We start from the raw sequence: 17,521 nt of genomic DNA, 5'->3' as shown, positions 1-17,521 counted from the left end.
CGAATAAATGTTACGCCGCATGCCCCCGTTCTACCCCTCACATCATCCTCCACTTTATACAACGCGCTTACGCAAGAATCCTGATATCATATCAACGAGCACGACCATCACGATAATACCGAGTAAAATAATGCCCACTCGCTCCCAATCTCTCGACTGCATGGCGAAAATTAATGGTGTTCCAATTCCACCAGCACCGATGATGCCAAGAATGCTTGCCGAACGGAGGTTTATCTCAAATCGGTACAACGTATAAGACATGAAACTCGGCAGTACTTGAGGAAGGACAGCTAGACGTAGCGTCTGGATTCTGTTCGCACCTGTAGCAGCCAAAGCTTCGGATGGGCCGGGGTCAATTGCTTCAACTTCCTCAGAAAATAATTTTCCTAGCATTCCAATGGAGTGAAGACCTAAAGCTAAAACCCCTGCAAATGAGCCTGGTCCTACTGCTTTAATAAACAGGAGCGCCATCACTAGCTCTGGGAAAGTACGGATGAAGCTAAGCATAAATTTCCCAGTGCCTGTCGTAAATCTCGCTCGATTCATATTTTTTGATTCCCAAAAGGCGAACGGAATACATAATATAGCAGATATAAACGTCCCCAGCACCGCTATTGCTAAGGTGTCGAGCAGCCCGCGGAGCAAGTCCTCTCCTTCAGGTAAGTAAACATAATCCCAGTCTGGTGAGAAAATCCCACTAAAAATTGCTTTTGTAATCTGTCCAGCTGTATCTTTGAAACCATCCATCGGAACACCGGAAAATGCCCATATGTAAAGTAGCAAAAGCGATCCATAGATTAATATATACAGTCCAATTTTCTTCTTCGGTTTTTGTGGTCGCATCATAGTAATTTCTCCCTAAGCTTTCCACTAAAGTAATCAATGATAAGCACGACAATTAGAGTGAAGAGAATAATCGTACTTACCTTATCGTATTCTAAGAAACCGAGCGTGCGGTCGTAGTAAAGACCAATTCCACCGGCTCCAACGAGGCCGAGAATTGCCGCGGCACGTATGTTTACTTCAAAAGTGTACAGTACATATGTAATAAAGTGAGCGGAAACCTGTGGGATGACCGCGCAGCGAATCCATTGCAGCTTATTTGCTCCAACAGCTGTCATAGACTCAAGTGGTCCTTTATCAATCGATTCAATCGCCTCGTATGTTAGTTTAGCGATAATTCCAACAGAAAAAATCCCCAATGCAAAAATCCCAGGCAAGGGTCCTAAACCAAAGATGGCTACAAAGGTTGCAGCAAGTAAAAGTTCTGGAATCGTACGCACAAGGTTAAGCACAAAGCGAACCGGATACCAAATCCAAGAGCTTTGAAAAACATTGCTTGCCGACAAAAGCGCAATGGGGATTGCTAACACTGCTCCAATGGTTGTTCCTACTACAGCCATACGAATTGTTTCCAGCATTGCTGGAGTGATGTTATCAATATAGGCCCAGTTTGGTGGCACCATATCCACAAGGAGCCCCGTCATATTAGGTAGACCTGTAAATAACTCCGAAAAAGTACTATCGGTTTGATAAGCACTGGCAAAAAGGAAAAGTGCTAGTAAGAAGATAGTGAAGTAAAGCTTTAGTTTTCTTGGGGGTGTTGGGCGTAAAGGTTCAGCTAGTTGCGACATAAGGCACCTCTTTTGCTTCTTCTTCGGTGGTTTCTAATTTTTGGCCATAAATTTCTGCTAATTTTTGATCTGTTGCCTCTTCTACCGGTCCATCAAATACAATTTCCCCGGCATTCAGGCCGATAATTCTGGTGGCGTATTGTCTTGCAATATCGATGAAGTGTAAGTTCACAATCGTCGTAATGCCAAGCTCTTGATTGATTTTCTTCAAATCATCCATCACTTGCGTTGTAGTCAAAGGATCAAGTGAAGCTACTGGTTCATCAGCCAAAATCACCTTTGCCTCCTGGGCAAGTGTGCGCGCGATGGAAACACGCTGTTGCTGTCCACCAGAAAGCTGGTCAGACCTCGTATAAGCTTTCTCTACAAGGTTCACGCGTTCAAGAGATTGTAAGGCAAGCTCCGTATCAGCCTTTGGATAAATACCAAGCATAGTACGGAAGGTAGAATGATAGCCAACACGTCCAGACAGAACGTTATTTATAACCGTTGTCCGTTTGACTAGGTTAAACTGTTGAAAAATCATGCCGATGTCACGACGCATTCTCCTTAATTGCTTCCCATTTGCTTTCGTAATGGATGTCCCTCCAACAAAGATTTCGCCTTCTGTAACTTCATGCAATCTGTTGATGGAACGTAAAAACGTGGATTTACCTGCCCCTGACAAACCAACAATAACGACAAACTCTCCCGGATTGATGGTAACATTGATATCCTTCAATCCTTTTGTGCCATTAGGATACGTTTTGGATACATTTTGAAACTCTATCATGTTAAAACCAACTTTCTTTAGAAATAGGTAGCCAGGACGAAGGATCGCCTGGCTACGTTTTAAGCATATAGGTGGATGGTGTAAATGCTACTCCGTTTTTACCTTTTCAGCATAATCACGAACGATATCAAAGTTGCTATCTTCTGATTCTACATAGCCTTCATGTGTATAAATCTCTTTAATAATTTCATGTCCTTCTTCGTCTTTCCCAATGTCAATAAATGCTTCGGTGATCTTATCTATCCATTCTTGGTCCATATCAGATCTTACAGCAACCGTGTCGTTTGGAATGCCTTCGGTGAATTCAATAATCTCGGTTTCATCAAATACTTCTGGATAATCGCCAGCAACGGTATTACGTGCATCCTGGAATACAACAGCCGCGTCAACGTCCCCGTTTAATACGGAGATAATTCCTTGGTCATGCCCTTTTACTGTAATTCCCTCTACATCTTCAAGTGGATCCAACCCAGCATCCATCAATGATGCGGCCGGCCATACATAGCCTGCTGATGATGTAACATCCTGGAAGGCAATTTTCTTTCCTTTTAAATCTTCAAGACTTACAATACCAGAATCCTTTTTTACAACAAAGATAGATTTATAAAAATCAACAAGCTCATCTGTTGGTTGTCCCGTTTCGTCTTCTACTCCGTAGCGTTGTGCCTGGAGCATTACCTCTGCGGCACCTTTATCTTTTGCAAGTACGTAAGCTGTTGGTGGTAAGAAGCCCACATCAACTTTTTTAGAGTCCATTGCTTCAATGATTGTATTGTAGTTGGTTGAAACACTAACCTCTACTGGTATATCCAGTCTCTCGGAAAGCAACTCTTCCAGTGGTTTTGCTTTCGCTTCCAATGTATCTGCGTTTTGGGATGGCACGAACTGGACAGTTAATTCCTCTGGTTTGTAACTAGTTGATCCCTCTGCTTCTCCAGCATCTCCACAACCACTTAGAATTCCAGCTGCTAGTCCGACAGTTAAACCTAATGTTGCAAACTTTTTAAGCATATTCTACCTCCAAATATAAATGTTTAGTGCCTCTTTAATATAACAAGCATTTATTAAGCCAATTTACAGATAGTGTAAACAATATGTTAAAAATTTCTAGAAGTGTGAAAGCTGCATATACCTTCTGTTACCTCATGGAATACCTTGTACAAAGGAGGTGGCAATGGTGAGAGGGAAGAATTGCAGGGGGATTTGTTTCCCGAAAGGATATAGGTACTGTGGTCCGGGGTGTAGCGGACCGGGACCGCCAATTAATGCGGTTGATGCGGCGTGTCGAGAACACGATCGTTGCTATAAACGTTATGGTGGGCCGAACTGTATGTGTGATCGTCTGTTTATGGAACGGTTAGCTCAAGAAATTAATCCATATACGAAAGAGGGCCGCCATGCACGCATTCTCTACCAATATATGAAAGTACAATCCTTTGTTGGGTGTGGATTTTATAAAAGGTAAGGGGTTTTTCTAAAAAAAGCATAAAAAAGAACCGTCTCCTTGATGATCTGGATAACGATTCTGGTGTTTCGTACGATATAGATGGTCTTTTTTGGTCTTGGTCTTTCTTGTTTGGAGATCTAGCTCAGTATATGGACTGCGTAGCTTTGCTGGATCCATTCTACCTTCCCTTATCTGTTTTTGCCGATGTTTTTGTGCTTTTGATCTACTCATGTTATCACTCCTCAAATGTCGTTCTTCTAAAGTATACCTTATCTGACCAGGTGCTGCGAGCTGTTTAAACGCAGCACCTCTAACAAACTACTTGTTTCTTTTTGCCGTAAATAGAACATATGCACCAATTCCAGCATAGGTGATGACCGTGCTCCAAATTAGCATTGTCTCTTCGTTCATATTCGCAAATCCAAGTAGGTATTCTGGTAGAACGAGAAATGCAGCAATTACTGGTAGAATGAGCGTTTTCGCCCATATAGATATGGCTATTAGAAAAATAACGGTGAGGCCACCGGCTATCCATGTCCCAATTATACCGAACTCTACTACTGGTGTGGTGATGGATCTGGTTGCAAATTCAAGTCCAATAAATAAACCCAGAGGAACGATTGCGAGTAGGAAAAATAACAGTCCTTGTATACCGTACGTAAGGGAACGAGACGAAACGAGCTTAAATACCCAGAAGGTAAGCATAATAAAAAGCAAACTAATTACAAGAGAACCACCGATTTCTAACAAGGAATATGAAATTGGACCATTAAGTATGTCACCAATAATAGAAATCGAAAAGACGCCGGCAATGATAATCACAAAATACTTCATCCATGTTTTATAGTCGATTTTCATCTCGTTTGATAATTGCTGCATGTAGGTTTTCGGAGATTTGCCGATAATATCCTCGATGGATTTTCCTCGCTTCTCTGCTTCTATTAAATGATCTTCAAGCTCTGTGACGATTTCCTCGATTTCCTCTTCCTTTTTTCCACTAGAAAACAAATAAACACGCAAGTCTTCAATAAATGTCTGGCTTCTTTTAGATAATATAACTTCTTTCATCTATGACTTCTCCTCTCTTACTATATCTTTTTGTTTAAAACGTTGTTAACCGTCGTTTGTAGGTCGCTCCACTTGGTTATGAAATTATCTAGCTCCTGTTCCCCTTTAGGTGTCAGGGTATAATACTTCCGTTTTGGGCCCGCAGTAGATTTCTTTAATGTAGATGTTACGAGCTCTTCCTTTTGCATGCGCAGTAGTAGTGGGTAGATGGTTCCTTCGCTAAAGGAATGGAACCCATAGCCTTCTAGCTTTTCTGCCAACTCATATCCATAAACCTCTTTCTCGCTTATGATTGAGAGCAGACAACCATCAAGAATCCCCTTCATCATTTGTGTTGTGGACAAGTATTTCTCACCTCATTCATCTATATCTTGTTATACAAGGTATAGACTGATTATAAAATCATTTACCTTGTAATGCAAGGGTTATTTTTAGTTGGAACTTTGTACTTTTACTGGATACTCTATAAAATTTAATTCGTTTCAAGTATAATGGAGTTATACGGAATAAAAGGAAGGTATCCCATGACGGAAGAGAATATAACGCGAATACATATAGATGAGAAAGAATTTATCCTTATCGGCACGGCGCATGTTTCTAGACACAGCGCAGAGCAAGTGAAGGAAGTTATTGAAAGAGAAAACCCAGATGCCGTTTGTGTGGAACTGGATGAACAGCGATTCCAATCCATTCAGGATGAAAACCGCTGGCGTAATATGGACATCTTTAAGGTAATTAAGGAAAAGAAGGCCACGTTATTATTGATGAATCTGGCTATATCTTCCTTCCAAAAAAGGATGGCCAAGCAGTTTGATATTAATCCGGGCCAGGAAATGATCCAGGGGATTGAATCGGCTAAAGAGACAGGGGCAGAGCTTGTGCTTGCCGATCGAAATATCCAAACGACTTTTTCTCGTATTTGGCGGGGGATTGGTCTTAAAGGAAAGGCTATCTTACTGATGCAAGTAATTGCAGGCATATTTAGTAAGGAAAGCATTTCAGAGGAAGAACTGGAAAAGATGAAGAACCAGGATACGATTAACACGATTCTTCATGAATTCACAGAGCATTTTCCAGAGTTAAAAACCCCCTTAATTGATGAACGCGATCAATATTTGTCGCAAAAAATCAAGGATGCACCTGGTAAGAAAATTGTTGCCGTACTTGGAGCTGCACATGTGCCAGGGATTAAAGAAGAAATAAAACGGGAGCATGATTTAAACAAACTAACGGAGCTTCCGGCAAAATCATCCTTTCCCAAAGTCATTGGCTGGGCCATTCCATTTATTATTTTGACGGTCATCGTCTACACTTTTATTGCTAATCCGACTGCTGGTTGGCAGCAAACAATAAGTTGGGTTGTTTGGAACGGCGCCCTTTCGGCTATTGGGGCAATCATCGCACGTGCCCACCCGCTGGCTATTTTGACTGCCTTTATCGTGGCGCCACTAACCTCTTTAAACCCACTGCTTGCTGCAGGGTGGTTTGCTGGTTTTGTACAAGCGTATTTCAAGAGGCCTAATGTGGGTGATTTTGAAACCCTTACTGAGGACGTATTTACCGTGAAGGGGTTTTTCCATAATAAAGTGACCCGTGTGCTATTAGTTATATTATTGACTAACTTGGGAAGCTCACTTGGAACATTGATTGGTGGAGTGGATGTTATCCGTCGATTTATCGAAAATATATAAGAACAACGAACCCTGGTGCCTGCCAGGGTTTTTGTTTTGCCTTTTTAATATGACCGACGTGGAAAATAAATTTCTATAAATCTAGACATTATATATTTACTTTTCTATCATTTGTGGCTAATATATTTAGGGACACGAAATAATAAGGCGGCGAACATCATGCGATTTATTCAAGAATGGGTAACGCAATTCAAAACATACAATAATAATATTAAACTAGCTATTTTGGCTAATATCTTTTCCCAGGTTGGTCTGGGCATCTTTATGGTTGTTTACAACTTTTATATACGGGAGCTTGGCTATAGTCAGGATGTAAATGGACAGGTTATCGCGCTAACAGCACTTGCCACAGCGATTATTCTCGTACCAGCTGGATTTCTCAGTGATAAGTTGGGACGAAAACGCATTATGGGTTTTGGCATCCTCGTAGCAGGGCTGGTACTTTTTTTACGGAGTATTATAGAACTGGAATCTTTGTTACTAGTAGCAGGTTTTGCTACTGGGATCTTCACTGCCTTCTTGCAGGTTTCTACGGTACCGTGGCTTGCCGAGAACTCTGCCCTAAAACAACGTGTGCATCTGTTTAGCCTGCACGCAGCACTTGTCACGGTTGCGAATGTAATTGGGAGTATTCTTGGTGGGACTTTAACCGATTTGTTTTCCCTTTTAACAACAGATCTACAAAGCATTCGGTATACCTTAATTATCGGGAGTTTATTTTATTTTCTATCCTTCTTTCCTATATTAAAGCTGAGCGAACAACGTAAACCGAAACCAGAGAAGAAACAGAAATTCAATCTGAAGCAGTATGTCAGCGATAATAAATTTGGTTTTAAAATTATCGCGCTTTTCGCCATTGCACAGTTACTAATTGGATTTGGTAGCGGCCTTGTCATTCCATATCTTAACTTGTATTTTGCTGACAGGTTTTCTGCCTCAAATTCTGTAGTTGGTCTGATTATTTCTATTGGCCAGGCGGCTACGGCTATTGCCATGTTTGTTGGACCTTTTGTTGTGAGTAAGATGGGCGAAGTACGGGCTGTTGTCACCTTACAACTCCTTTCATTGCCTTTCCTGCTATTGACCGCTTATACGGATAATCTACTGTTGGCAACGGTTGGATTTTTATTCAGGCAAGCTTTAATGAATGCTGGGAACCCAATTCAATCCTCGCTCATGATGTCACAGGTGGACGATTCGATGAAGGGCCTCGCTAACTCTGTAAATCAGATGGTATTCAATTTAGGTTGGGCATTTATGGGACCTGTTTCTACCGGAATTGTGCTTAAATATGGCGCTTATTGGGGCTATGCAAATGTATTTACGATTACGGCTTGTCTCTACCTAGTCGGTTCCTTGTACTTCTATTTTGTTTTCCGGTCTGTGAAGCGAACGAATGAACCTGTGGAAAACAAACCGGCATGATGAATAAGCCTGCTGCATAAACTGTATAAACCATGCCCTAGATGGAGGGAACCTAATGGATATACTAAACAAAGTGAAGCAGTATCGTGAAGAAGAGAGAACATTGAAGTGGGAAGGCACGTTTGCAGATTACCTTGCAATCATAAGGGAGCGGCCAGAAGTTGCCCAAACTGCGCATTCGCGTGTGTACAATATGATAAAGCATTCCGGCTTAAGTGAAAGAGATGGTAGAAAGATGTACCATTTCTTCGGGGAAGAGATTTTTGGGCTGGAGGAATCGATTGAACGACTAGTGGAGGAATACTTTCACCCAGCAGCGAAACGACTTGATGTGCGAAAACGGATATTATTATTAATGGGGCCGGTCAGTGGAGGAAAATCTACCATTGTTACCATGTTAAAGCGTGGTTTAGAGCAGTATTCAAGGACGGATGAAGGAGCAGTTTATGCCATAAAGGGTTGCCCAATGCATGAGGATCCCCTGCATTTAATACCGAAGCATTTACGCGAGGAATTTTATGATGACTATGGGATTAGAATAGAAGGAAGTCTGTCGCCATTAAATACAATGCGACTGGATAAAGAGTATGATGGGAAAATTGAAGATGTCCAGGTAGAACGTATTTTTCTCTCGGAAGATAAACGGATCGGGATCGGTACATTTAGCCCTTCTGATCCCAAATCACAGGATATTGCAGATCTTACAGGGAGCATTGATTTCTCTACAATTGCAGAATATGGGTCTGAGTCAGATCCACGTGCATACCGGTTTGATGGTGAATTAAATAAGGCAAACCGAGGAATGATGGAGTTTCAAGAGATGCTTAAATGTGATGAGAAATTCCTTTGGCATCTGCTTTCCCTAACACAAGAGGGTAATTTTAAAGCTGGACGATTTGCGCTCATAAGTGCAGACGAACTAATTGTCGCCCATACAAATGAGTCAGAGTATCGCTCCTTTATTTCCAATAAGAAGAATGAAGCACTTCATTCCAGAATTATTGTTATGCCAATTCCTTATAACCTTCGAGTAAGTCAGGAAGAACGTATTTACGAAAAAATGATTAATGAGAGTGATATGAAGCATGTTCATATTGCCCCGCATGCCCTAAGAGTTGCAGCGATATTTTCTATATTGACAAGATTAGAAGATTCTAAGAAACAAAGTGTTGATATCGTGAAGAAAATGCGTCTATACGATGGAGAAAATGTGGAAGGGTTTAGTCAGATAGACGTAGAAGAATTAAAAAAGGAATATCCTGTAGAAGGCATGAATGGAATTGATCCACGTTATGTTATTAACCGTATATCCTCTGCCATTATTAGAAAAGAAGTGCCTTCTATTAATGCGTTAGATGTTTTGCGCGCGTTAAAAGATGGACTTGATCAACATGCATCGATTTCAGATGAGGCAAAAGAAGATTACATGAATTATATATCGGTGGCACGGAAAGAATACGATGAGATTGCTAAAAAAGAAGTACAAAAAGCGTTTGTCTATTCGTATGAAGAATCTGCAAAAACATTGATGGATAACTACTTGGATAATGTGGAGGCATTTTGTAATAAGAATAAGCTACGCGACCAGTTGACTGGGGAAGAAATGAGTCCGGATGAAAAGCTAATGCGTTCGATTGAGGAGCAGATTGGTATTTCGGAAAATGCGAAAAAGGCTTTCAGGGAAGAGATTTTGATTCGAATTTCTGCATATGCTAGAAAAGGAAAACGATTCGACTACAATTCTCATGATCGTTTGCGTGAAGCGATCCAAAAGAAATTATTTGCTGATCTGAAGGACATTGTTAAAATTACGACCTCATCAAAAACGCCAGATGAGTCTCAATTGAAAAAGGTTAATGAGGTCATTTCGCGCCTGATTGACGAACATGGCTACAACTCTGTATCTGCCAATGAGCTACTGCGGTATGTGGGAAGCTTGTTGAATCGTTAAGAAAAGCGACAGGCAGGATATTTAAAAAATATAAAAGTTTCCTTTTGAATTTATTTTCAGAAGGAAGCTTTTTTCGTTTGATGTAGTTAGGAAAGCTTCTCTATAAAGTAGGCTGACGTTTTGGGAGGATTTGATTCTCGTAGGTAGTCACTATATATTCTTACCTTTTGGTTAATTTTAAGATCGTGAAACAAGGGTTTGGCTCCAATCTCAGGATGTTTCTCTACGTGAATACTATCTGTGTGCCCTTTGAAAAGGTTTGTGAGTTTGTCCGAAGCACTTATTGGTTGTTTGGCGATTCGAATTCCATTCCAGGATTTTGAAACGACATAGCCTTCTTGGATCATGTGCTGTTCAGGAATAAGTGCTGGGCTGGCAATTGCTATTTTCGATAAAAATACATGGGTAGAAAAATAGGCAACAAAAGCAATGAAACAAGTTATGAGGATCCGCTTATAAGAAGGCAGTAAGATGTTCAAGCTTAGCACTCCTTTCGAAAGTTCAGGATATGGAGAACTGGGTTTATAAGTATATAATACCTTAGTTTGATTTGTTTTTAAATATTCAAAAATATATTGTGTTGGAAGAGAGGTGCTCGTTAATCGATTGTGATTGCTGTTCAATCAACCAGTATAGCGTCTCAATCAACCAAGAGAGCGGTCCAATCGACCAGTATAGCGGTTTAATCAACCAAGAAAGCAGTCCAATCAACCAAGAGAGCGGCCCAATCAACCAGTATAGCGGTTTAATCAACCAAGAAAGCACCCCAATACAATTAATGCGTCCAAAAAGTTTAAAAAATGCAATAATTAAGTTGTCTTTGCATAGTATAGAGAAAGCCATTATTGCTTTGATAAGTTAGTAGGAGGAGAGGTTATGCAGGAGAAAAAGGAAACCTTTGTTGTCTCCCAGGAAAACTGGTCCCTCCATCGCAAAGGCTATCAAGATCAAAAACGACATATTGATAAAGTAAAAGATGCGATAAAAAACAACCTCCCTGATTTAGTAAGTGAGGAAAGTATCATTATGTCGAATGGCCGCGATGTTATTAAAATACCAATACGTTCATTGGATGAGTATAAGATCAGATATAATTACGACAAGTCAAAACATGTTGGGCAAGGGAATGGAGACAGTAAGGTTGGAGATGTCGTCGCCCGGGAGCCAAATAAAAAGGGTAAAGATGGTGCTGGTCAGGGTAAAAAGGCTGGAGATAAGCCAGGAACAGATTATTATGAAGCAGAAGTTTCCCTGGCAGAATTAGAAGAAGCATTATTTGCGGAATTGGAGCTACCAGACTTAGAACAAAAGGATCAGGACAACATCATTACTGAGAAAATTGAGTTTAATGATATCCGGAAAAAAGGATTGATGGGGAATATTGATAAGAAGCGGACGATTCTTACTTCCATAAAGCGTAATGCTACAGAAGGAAGACCTGGCATTATGCCAATATATAATGATGATTTGCGTTTTAAAACGTGGAATGAGGTGACGAAGCCAGAGTCCAAAGCAGTCGTACTGGCAATGATGGATACAAGTGCTTCCATGGGAACATTTGAAAAGTATGTAGCACGTAGTTTTTTCTTCTGGATGACCCGTTTTCTTCGTTCGAAGTATGAAACAGTAGAGATAGAATTTATCGCTCACCACACTGAAGCAAAAGTAGTCTCAGAAGAGGATTTCTTTTCTAAAGGGGAAAGTGGCGGTACGATCTGTTCCTCTGCTTATTACAAGGCTTTAGAGCTAATCCAAGACACGTACAGACCATCCAGCTATAATATTTATCCTTTTCATTTTTCTGATGGGGAAAACATTACGTCTGATAATCCTACCTGTATTCGGTTGGTAAATGAAATTATGGATCTGTCGCAGATGTTCGGATATGGTGAAGTGAATAGCTATAATCGCCCGTCCACCTTAATGCGAGCATACAGCACGATATCGAATGAAAAGTTCCGACATTATGTGTTAAAAGAAAAAAAGGATGTCTACCACGCAATGAAGCAATTTTTTACTAATAAACCTGTATTAATATAAGCAACGTACTGCCGCCAGCATAGAAAAAGCTGACGGCAGTTTCTATTCGATTACTTCAATAGTATAAATACCTCTGTCCGTTGTTAAAGAAAAGCGGGATCCATCAAATTGGTACAGCGAAGAATCCTCAAGCGGAATTTCGTAAACAGAAGAAGGGAGCTGCTCCATATTCTGTGCACTGTTTTCCACTTGCCCTGTCCCATTCAGTTGTAGGGAATGAAGGGGGGTATACTCATCCAGACGGTGGGGATTTGATTCATAGGTGACAGCCTGGAGGTCGATAATCAATTCATCACAGTCATCAATTTCCTGTTTGACTACCCGTACTTTTTTCCCGTTCCATTTCGATAAAAGCTTATTAAATTTTTCGATCGTTAAGTATTGGTCCATTGTCATCCCTCCATTACTTTATTTTCCCCCTTTTGAATAGAAACATACCTCGAATTATAAGCGAAACAACCTAGCTGGCAATTCGTAATTAGACGAAAAAGGAAGTGCGCACGTTAAAAAAGGCTCCGGTTTTTAGCCAGAGCCTTGTTCATATATCTAATGCGTTTACGTTGTACGTAGTCGTTTAAAAACAAGTCCATGCCTTGGACTGAATAAAAAGGCAAGGATAAATAATATGCCCGTAGAACTAGCCATCGATCCAGCTATTGAGACATTAAAATATACGGCGCTGCCATAGCCAATTAAGGCAGATAAAATGCCGATCGCTCCACTCATCCACAACATCGTGAAAAATTTGTCTGTTAAAAGATAGGCAGTCGATCCAGGGACGATAAGCATCGCTACTACGAGAATAGCACCTACGCTGTCAAAGGATGCAACGGTTGATAGGGATACCATAATCATTAGCAAATAATGAATAAACACAACTGGAACGCCAATCAGTAGTGCATATTGCGGATCAAAGGTAGATAGTTTGATTTCTTTGTAAAAGATTGCGATTAAAAGTAAGTTAACGAACAGTACCCCTCCAAGCATCCAAACAGCTACAGGGCCCAAGGAAACTCCCCCAATTTGGAGCGTGTTCCATGGCACAAAGGCAATTTCCCCCATCAAGGCATGTTGTACATCCAAATGGACTTGATCACCAATAAAGGCAATGAGTACTACCCCAAGCGCGAAAAGGGAGGTGAAGACGACACCAATTGCCGCGTCTGACTGCACGCCAGAACGATGTAATGTCTCTACAAAGAAGGCGGTAAGCAGGCCAACAATTGCTGCGCCAATTAACATCGGAACACCATTAAGAGACTGGGTTACAAAGAAGGCGCCGACTATGCCTAGTAGTACTGTGTGGCTGATCGCATCAGCAATCATGGACATCTTACGCAAAATGAGAAGCGAGCCCGTGATACCACATGTAAGCCCTACTAAACAACCAGTTATTACAATCCATAATGTATAGGTCATGCCTGTCTAACCCTCCTTATGACGAGCCCTTTTTTCTTACCAAACAACAAGGATATAAAAAAGATGAAGGAAGCACTGAGTACGATTACCGGACCAGTAGGCAAGCCAACTATCGTGGTACTGATAATAGCCCCGAGCACTCCTGATATTGCACCGAATATTCCAGCTAGAATCGCCATCATGCCCAGTTTCTCTGTCCAATATCTTGCAGCAAGAGGGGGAGTAATTAATAAAGCGGCAATTAAAATGACCCCCACCATTTGGATTCCGATTACAACGATGGCAACAACAAGGAACAACATGAAGCCATTTAGAAAGCTAACAGGTAGACCAATACCTTTCGCAAACTGTGGATCAAACAAGGTTAGCTTAAATTCTTTAAAGAAGAGCATAGAAATTAACACTAAAAGGAATGCTCCCCCTGTGATAAGCTGAACATCACTTTTTACTAGTGATGCTGCCTTCCCAAAAATAAAGGTGTCTAGACCCGCTTGGCTACCGGTGGAATTTTGCTGGATATAAGTTAGCAAGACAATACCAAATCCAAAAAATACGGAGATAATAATCCCAATTGCAGCATCTGTCTTTATTCGCGATTTGTTAATAATAAACTGAATAGCTTGGGTTGCTAGGAAGCTCGTAATGGCTGCTCCAATTAAAAGAATAGGTATACTTTTCACTTCAAAGATTAGAAACATAATACAGACTCCAGGCAGTGCGGCATGTGCCATTGCATCACTAATTAGGCTTTGTTTTTTTAACAATACAAAGCTACCAATAACGCCGCTGGCAAATCCTAAGAGCAGACTCCCTACTAACACCCATTGGAAATTAGCATTACTCAGACTCGAAAGCAAGGTGTCCATGTGCATGATGCTCCTTTTCTGTGCTCGGCGTTTTTTGTAAAAAGGCAATTTTACCACCGTAGGTTTTTTCCAAGTTTTCCAGTGTGAAAACCTTTGGAGTTTCCCCAAAGTCTACTAGCTGTTTGTTCAGAAGCATGACATGATCGAAATAATCTTCTACTGTTTGCAGATCATGGTGGACCACGATAACCGTCTTACCTTCCTGCTTCCAATTTTTCATCAACTGAATAATAGCCCGCTCCGTCGCGGCATCAACTCCGGAAAATGGTTCATCCATAAAGTAAACCAGGCAATCTTGGGCTAGTGCCCTTGCTAAAAAGACACGTTGCTGCTGGCCACCAGACAGCTGACTAATCTGCCGGTCAGTGTAATCCTGCATGCCCACTTTTTGTAAACAAGCTTTAGCCCAGGCGATCTCTTCTTTTCCTGCTCGTTTAAACATGCCGATATGGCGGTACCTTCCCATCAGTACGACATCAAGCGCGTTGGTTGGAAAGTCCCAGTCGACTTCACTGCGCTGTGGAACGTAACCGATCAGTTTCTTTTGTTGCGCGTATGGTTTCCCATATACTTTTACTTCTCCAGTAATAGATGGGATTAGCCGCAATATGGACTTTATTAAAGTGGATTTTCCTGCGCCGTTAGGCCCGATGATCCCTGTAATTGAACCATTCGGAATGGAAAAAGATACGTCTTCCAAAACAGGTTTTTTATCATAAGATACAGTTAGATCTGAGACATGAAGTGCATGCATTGGTTCTCTCCTCCTTTTTAAGTATTACTTATTTTAAAGAATCTACGATGGTGTCGACATTATGTCTGAACATTCCAATATAGGTTCCTTCCTCTGTACCTTCTTCACCCATGGCATCGGAATATAGCTCGCCACCAATGGAAACATCGTGACCTGCTTCCTTTGCACCTTCTACAACAGCATTAATTGATCGTTCAGAGACACTGCTTTCAACAAATACCCCTTTAATATTCCGTTCTACGAGGACATCGATAATGCGTTGAATATCGTTTACACCATAATCAGATTCAGTACTCAATCCTTGTAGTCCGATAACCTCAAAGCCATACGCTTCTCCGAAATAATTGAACGCGTCATGAGCAGTAACTAGTACGCGGCTCTCCTCTGGTATTTCGGTAAACCGTTCCTTTGCATAGGTTTCTAGTTCTTGCAATTCGGTTAAATACGCTGATGTATTTTCTTTATACACCGACTCGTTGTCTGGATCTAAATCAATTAACCCATCGCGTACAGCTTCTGTTGCTTGTTTCCATAGAGCAATATCAAACCAGACATGTGGGTCGGTAATATCCGGACTGGCTGGGTCTGCCAATAGCTCCTCTTTCGGAATACTTTCAGCAACCGTAATCGTTGGCTTTTCTCCCTGCATATTTTGAAAAATCTCATCCATTTGTCCCTCTAAGTGGAGGCCGTTGTAGAAAATGATATCCGCCTCGTGAAGCTTTTGGATATCTCCTTGAACTGCATTGTATAAATGTGGATCAACCCCAGGCCCCATTAAACTTTCAACTTCTACTGCCTCTCCACCTACTTGCTTTGCTATGTCCCCGATTTGAGCAATCGTTGTTACTACTTTGACTGGTTCCTTGCTAGAGCCTCCATTACTTTCTGTTTTGGTGGAGCATCCAACCAATCCAAATAATAAGCACACAAAACCAATTAAAAATAATTTTTTCATTTTCATCTTCCCCTCTCCCTAATTGTTTCCCTTATGCAAAACTCGGGCAAAAAAATATAATGGCATTTTATGCTGTGTTAGTAAGTGTTGTAATTACGATAAATATTTATACGATAGATAAAAAGTTTACCTAAGGCAAATTATATTCGGTAAACTAAAAAAATGCAACGATTTTACAATAAAAAAATAAAACGCCCCCTAATGAAAGGGAGCGTGTATTCTAAGCGGAATTTAGAACTGTAGATGATGTTGTGTATTCACCATTAAATGAGTAGAAATTAAAATGAAGAAGACGTGTCATCTGACACGTCCTCGTTAAACTTTATTGAAGTGCTTTATTTAATGTTTCTAGATTTCTTTCCATTAAACTGAAATAGTCTTCGTCGTTTTCCGCATCTTCTTCAGTTAGAACGGAAAGATTATGCAGTTGCAATGGTTCTGCACCAATTTCATTACGAATTACTTCTGCTACTTTTGTCGTTACATTTTGCTCAAATATGACGTATTTTAAGTCTTTTTCCTTTGCAACACTAATAACTTCTGTAAGTTCCTTCTGAGAAGGCTCTTCACTAGAAGATAGTCCTGCAATCGGGATTTGTACAACACCATAGTTGTCTTCCCAATAGCCGTAAGCAGCATGTGAAACAATCATCTCAGGGTTTTCCTTCGAATCTATTAAATTATGAAAATCTGTATCTAGGTTCTCTAAGTCTGCTTTCAATGTTTCAAAGTTTGCTTCAAACGTTTCTTCTTCTTCAGGCTTTAATTCTACTAACTGGTCTTTAATATTTTCCGCAAGCGCAATAGCACGAATTGGATCTAACCATACGTGTGGATCCATGTCCCCGTGATTATGGTCATGTGTAGCATCTTCATCTTCGTGATCGTGCTCTTCTGTGGTAGCATCTTCACTTTCATGATCGTGCTCTTCCGTGGTAGCATCTTCACTTTCGTGATCGTGCTCATGAGTGCTTTCTTCATCGCCTTCATGGTCATGCTCATGGCTGTGTTCCACTGTCTCAATTCCCTCTGCAGCTTCTATTAGGGCAACGTCTTCGCTTTCAAGTGCGGAAGACATGCTTTCTGCATAGGATTCCATACCCATTCCGTTATAAATGAAGGCATCAGCACCGGCGATATCCACCATTTGTTTTGATGTTGGTTCAAACGTATGAGCATCTGCGCCAAGTGGCATAATGCTTTCCACTTCAACAAACTCACCACCAATTTTCTTAGTGAAATCTTCAAGTGGATATAAGGTGGTATAAATCTTAAGCGGGTTATCTGATTCGTCATTGTTTTCAGCGGCCATATTTTCTGACTCGCTATTACATGCAGCTATGAATAACAGTGAAAATAATAGTCCAGTTAGAACTATGTAATTTCTTTTTTTCATTTGTTTGCTCTCCCTTACGTTTATATCGTTTTAATCTTTACATATCATAACGTAATGGTTACGGTTTGTAAATAGTAATTGTTTCGATTTGTGAGAGTTT

General features: G+C 40.7%; 19 protein-coding genes. 5 read left to right on the top strand and 14 right to left on the bottom strand.

From position 1 onward, the window contains the following. Positions 1 to 54: 54 nt before the first annotated feature. The 4 genes from phnE (BN988_RS15395) to BN988_RS15380 form a co-directional block, all read right to left on the bottom strand. A complete protein-coding gene (gene phnE, locus BN988_RS15395) occupies positions 55 to 846 on the bottom strand; it encodes a phosphonate ABC transporter, permease protein PhnE (protein WP_036577843.1) in 792 nt (263 codons plus the stop codon). Beyond that, positions 843 to 1,634, bottom strand: a complete 792-nt coding sequence (gene phnE, locus BN988_RS15390; protein WP_036577841.1) for a phosphonate ABC transporter, permease protein PhnE — start codon at positions 1,632 to 1,634, stop codon at positions 843 to 845. The genes phnE (BN988_RS15395) and phnE (BN988_RS15390) overlap by 4 nt, the downstream gene beginning before the upstream one ends. Continuing rightward, positions 1,618 to 2,406: a phosphonate ABC transporter ATP-binding protein gene (gene phnC, locus BN988_RS15385; protein WP_036577840.1), complete on the bottom strand. Its 789-nt coding sequence runs from the start codon at positions 2,404 to 2,406 to the stop codon at positions 1,618 to 1,620. The genes phnE (BN988_RS15390) and phnC overlap by 17 nt, the downstream gene beginning before the upstream one ends. 87 nt (positions 2,407 to 2,493) lie before the next feature. Next, complete coding sequence (locus BN988_RS15380; protein ID WP_036577838.1) at positions 2,494 to 3,417, bottom strand: phosphate/phosphite/phosphonate ABC transporter substrate-binding protein; 924 nt, start codon at positions 3,415 to 3,417, stop codon at positions 2,494 to 2,496. 166 nt (positions 3,418 to 3,583) lie between these two features. On the opposite strand from BN988_RS15380, the gene BN988_RS15375 reads away from it, so the two are divergent. Continuing rightward, positions 3,584 to 3,871 carry a phospholipase gene (locus BN988_RS15375; protein WP_231495259.1) on the top strand — a complete coding sequence of 96 codons (288 nt, stop codon included), beginning with the start codon at positions 3,584 to 3,586 and terminating at the stop codon, positions 3,869 to 3,871. Between the two features lie 9 nt (positions 3,872 to 3,880). On the opposite strand, the gene BN988_RS15370 is transcribed toward BN988_RS15375, so the two are convergent. From BN988_RS15370 to BN988_RS15360, 3 genes are all read right to left on the bottom strand, one after another. Continuing rightward, positions 3,881 to 4,084, bottom strand: coding sequence for a hypothetical protein (locus BN988_RS15370; RefSeq protein WP_036577835.1), 204 nt, complete (start codon positions 4,082 to 4,084; stop codon positions 3,881 to 3,883). 87 nt (positions 4,085 to 4,171) lie between these two features. Then, positions 4,172 to 4,921 carry an HAAS domain-containing protein gene (locus tag BN988_RS15365; RefSeq protein WP_036577833.1) on the bottom strand — a complete coding sequence of 250 codons (750 nt, stop codon included), beginning with the start codon at positions 4,919 to 4,921 and terminating at the stop codon, positions 4,172 to 4,174. A 20-nt stretch (positions 4,922 to 4,941) separates the two neighbouring features. Next, positions 4,942 to 5,250: a PadR family transcriptional regulator gene (locus BN988_RS15360; protein ID WP_036578280.1), complete on the bottom strand. Its 309-nt coding sequence runs from the start codon at positions 5,248 to 5,250 to the stop codon at positions 4,942 to 4,944. 195 nt (positions 5,251 to 5,445) lie between these two features. On the opposite strand from BN988_RS15360, the gene BN988_RS15355 reads away from it, so the two are divergent. The 3 genes from BN988_RS15355 (at position 5,446) to BN988_RS15345 (ending at position 9,988) form a co-directional block, all read left to right on the top strand. Continuing rightward, the gene (locus BN988_RS15355; RefSeq protein WP_036577832.1) at positions 5,446 to 6,612 is read left to right on the top strand and encodes a TraB/GumN family protein; all 1,167 of its coding nucleotides are present in this window, start codon (positions 5,446 to 5,448) and stop codon (positions 6,610 to 6,612) included. A gap of 159 nt (positions 6,613 to 6,771) precedes the next feature. Beyond that, complete coding sequence (locus BN988_RS15350; protein ID WP_036577831.1) at positions 6,772 to 8,037, top strand: MFS transporter; 1,266 nt, start codon at positions 6,772 to 6,774, stop codon at positions 8,035 to 8,037. A 55-nt stretch (positions 8,038 to 8,092) separates the two neighbouring features. Then, positions 8,093 to 9,988: a PrkA family serine protein kinase gene (locus BN988_RS15345; protein WP_036577830.1), complete on the top strand. Its 1,896-nt coding sequence runs from the start codon at positions 8,093 to 8,095 to the stop codon at positions 9,986 to 9,988. An 86-nt stretch (positions 9,989 to 10,074) separates the two neighbouring features. Here the strand turns inward: BN988_RS15345 and BN988_RS18440 are convergent, their stop codons facing one another. Next, on the bottom strand, positions 10,075 to 10,467 hold the full coding sequence (locus BN988_RS18440) for a DUF3221 domain-containing protein (RefSeq protein WP_051558031.1): 393 nt from the start codon (positions 10,465 to 10,467) through the stop codon (positions 10,075 to 10,077). 397 nt (positions 10,468 to 10,864) lie between these two features. Between BN988_RS18440 and yhbH the strand changes: the two genes are divergently transcribed. Beyond that, positions 10,865 to 12,028: a sporulation protein YhbH gene (gene yhbH / locus BN988_RS15335; RefSeq protein WP_036577829.1), complete on the top strand. Its 1,164-nt coding sequence runs from the start codon at positions 10,865 to 10,867 to the stop codon at positions 12,026 to 12,028. A 42-nt stretch (positions 12,029 to 12,070) separates the two neighbouring features. Here the strand turns inward: yhbH and BN988_RS15330 are convergent, their stop codons facing one another. The 6 genes from BN988_RS15330 to BN988_RS15305 form a co-directional block, all read right to left on the bottom strand. Next, positions 12,071 to 12,418, bottom strand: coding sequence for a hypothetical protein (locus BN988_RS15330; RefSeq protein ID WP_036577827.1), 348 nt, complete (start codon positions 12,416 to 12,418; stop codon positions 12,071 to 12,073). Positions 12,419 to 12,583: 165 nt separating this feature from the next. Next, positions 12,584 to 13,447, bottom strand: a complete 864-nt coding sequence (locus BN988_RS15325; RefSeq protein WP_036577825.1) for a metal ABC transporter permease — start codon at positions 13,445 to 13,447, stop codon at positions 12,584 to 12,586. After that, positions 13,444 to 14,313: a metal ABC transporter permease gene (locus BN988_RS15320; protein ID WP_036577824.1), complete on the bottom strand. Its 870-nt coding sequence runs from the start codon at positions 14,311 to 14,313 to the stop codon at positions 13,444 to 13,446. Before BN988_RS15320 ends, BN988_RS15325 begins: the two co-directional genes overlap by 4 nt. Beyond that, positions 14,285 to 15,067: a metal ABC transporter ATP-binding protein gene (locus tag BN988_RS15315; RefSeq protein ID WP_051558028.1), complete on the bottom strand. Its 783-nt coding sequence runs from the start codon at positions 15,065 to 15,067 to the stop codon at positions 14,285 to 14,287. The genes BN988_RS15320 and BN988_RS15315 overlap by 29 nt, the downstream gene beginning before the upstream one ends. A gap of 28 nt (positions 15,068 to 15,095) precedes the next feature. After that, on the bottom strand, positions 15,096 to 16,025 hold the full coding sequence (locus tag BN988_RS15310; protein WP_036578275.1) for a metal ABC transporter solute-binding protein, Zn/Mn family: 930 nt from the start codon (positions 16,023 to 16,025) through the stop codon (positions 15,096 to 15,098). A gap of 322 nt (positions 16,026 to 16,347) precedes the next feature. Next, complete coding sequence (locus tag BN988_RS15305) at positions 16,348 to 17,421, bottom strand: metal ABC transporter solute-binding protein, Zn/Mn family (protein WP_036577823.1); 1,074 nt, start codon at positions 17,419 to 17,421, stop codon at positions 16,348 to 16,350. Positions 17,422 to 17,521: the final 100 nt, after the last annotated feature.

This window comes from Oceanobacillus picturae, assembly GCF_000612865.1.
Lineage (GTDB): Bacteria > Bacillota > Bacilli > Bacillales > Amphibacillaceae > Oceanobacillus_B > Oceanobacillus_B jordanicus.
The sequence above is the reverse complement of the archived record's forward strand: the minus strand, read 5'-3'. Positions and strand labels throughout refer to the sequence as shown.

Bases quoted from the DNA above. Each gene is read 5' to 3' on its own strand.
- phnE (WP_036577843.1), bottom strand. From the start codon at position 846: ATGATGCGACCACAAAAACCGAAGAAGAAAATTGGACTGTATATATTA.
- phnE (WP_036577841.1), bottom strand. From the start codon at position 1,634: ATGTCGCAACTAGCTGAACCTTTACGCCCAACACCCCCAAGAAAACTA.
- phnC (WP_036577840.1), bottom strand. From the start codon at position 2,406: ATGATAGAGTTTCAAAATGTATCCAAAACGTATCCTAATGGCACAAAA.
- BN988_RS15380 (WP_036577838.1), bottom strand. From the start codon at position 3,417: ATGCTTAAAAAGTTTGCAACATTAGGTTTAACTGTCGGACTAGCAGCT.
- BN988_RS15370 (WP_036577835.1), bottom strand. From the start codon at position 4,084: ATGAGTAGATCAAAAGCACAAAAACATCGGCAAAAACAGATAAGGGAA.
- BN988_RS15365 (WP_036577833.1), bottom strand. From the start codon at position 4,921: ATGAAAGAAGTTATATTATCTAAAAGAAGCCAGACATTTATTGAAGAC.
- BN988_RS15360 (WP_036578280.1), bottom strand. From the start codon at position 5,250: ATGATGAAGGGGATTCTTGATGGTTGTCTGCTCTCAATCATAAGCGAG.
- BN988_RS15355 (WP_036577832.1), top strand. From the start codon at position 5,446: ATGACGGAAGAGAATATAACGCGAATACATATAGATGAGAAAGAATTT.
- BN988_RS15350 (WP_036577831.1), top strand. From the start codon at position 6,772: ATGCGATTTATTCAAGAATGGGTAACGCAATTCAAAACATACAATAAT.
- BN988_RS15345 (WP_036577830.1), top strand. From the start codon at position 8,093: ATGGATATACTAAACAAAGTGAAGCAGTATCGTGAAGAAGAGAGAACA.
- yhbH (WP_036577829.1), top strand. From the start codon at position 10,865: ATGCAGGAGAAAAAGGAAACCTTTGTTGTCTCCCAGGAAAACTGGTCC.
- BN988_RS15330 (WP_036577827.1), bottom strand. From the start codon at position 12,418: ATGGACCAATACTTAACGATCGAAAAATTTAATAAGCTTTTATCGAAA.
- BN988_RS15325 (WP_036577825.1), bottom strand. From the start codon at position 13,447: ATGACCTATACATTATGGATTGTAATAACTGGTTGTTTAGTAGGGCTT.
- BN988_RS15320 (WP_036577824.1), bottom strand. From the start codon at position 14,313: ATGGACACCTTGCTTTCGAGTCTGAGTAATGCTAATTTCCAATGGGTG.
- BN988_RS15315 (WP_051558028.1), bottom strand. From the start codon at position 15,067: ATGCATGCACTTCATGTCTCAGATCTAACTGTATCTTATGATAAAAAA.
- BN988_RS15310 (WP_036578275.1), bottom strand. From the start codon at position 16,025: ATGAAAAAATTATTTTTAATTGGTTTTGTGTGCTTATTATTTGGATTG.
- BN988_RS15305 (WP_036577823.1), bottom strand. From the start codon at position 17,421: ATGAAAAAAAGAAATTACATAGTTCTAACTGGACTATTATTTTCACTG.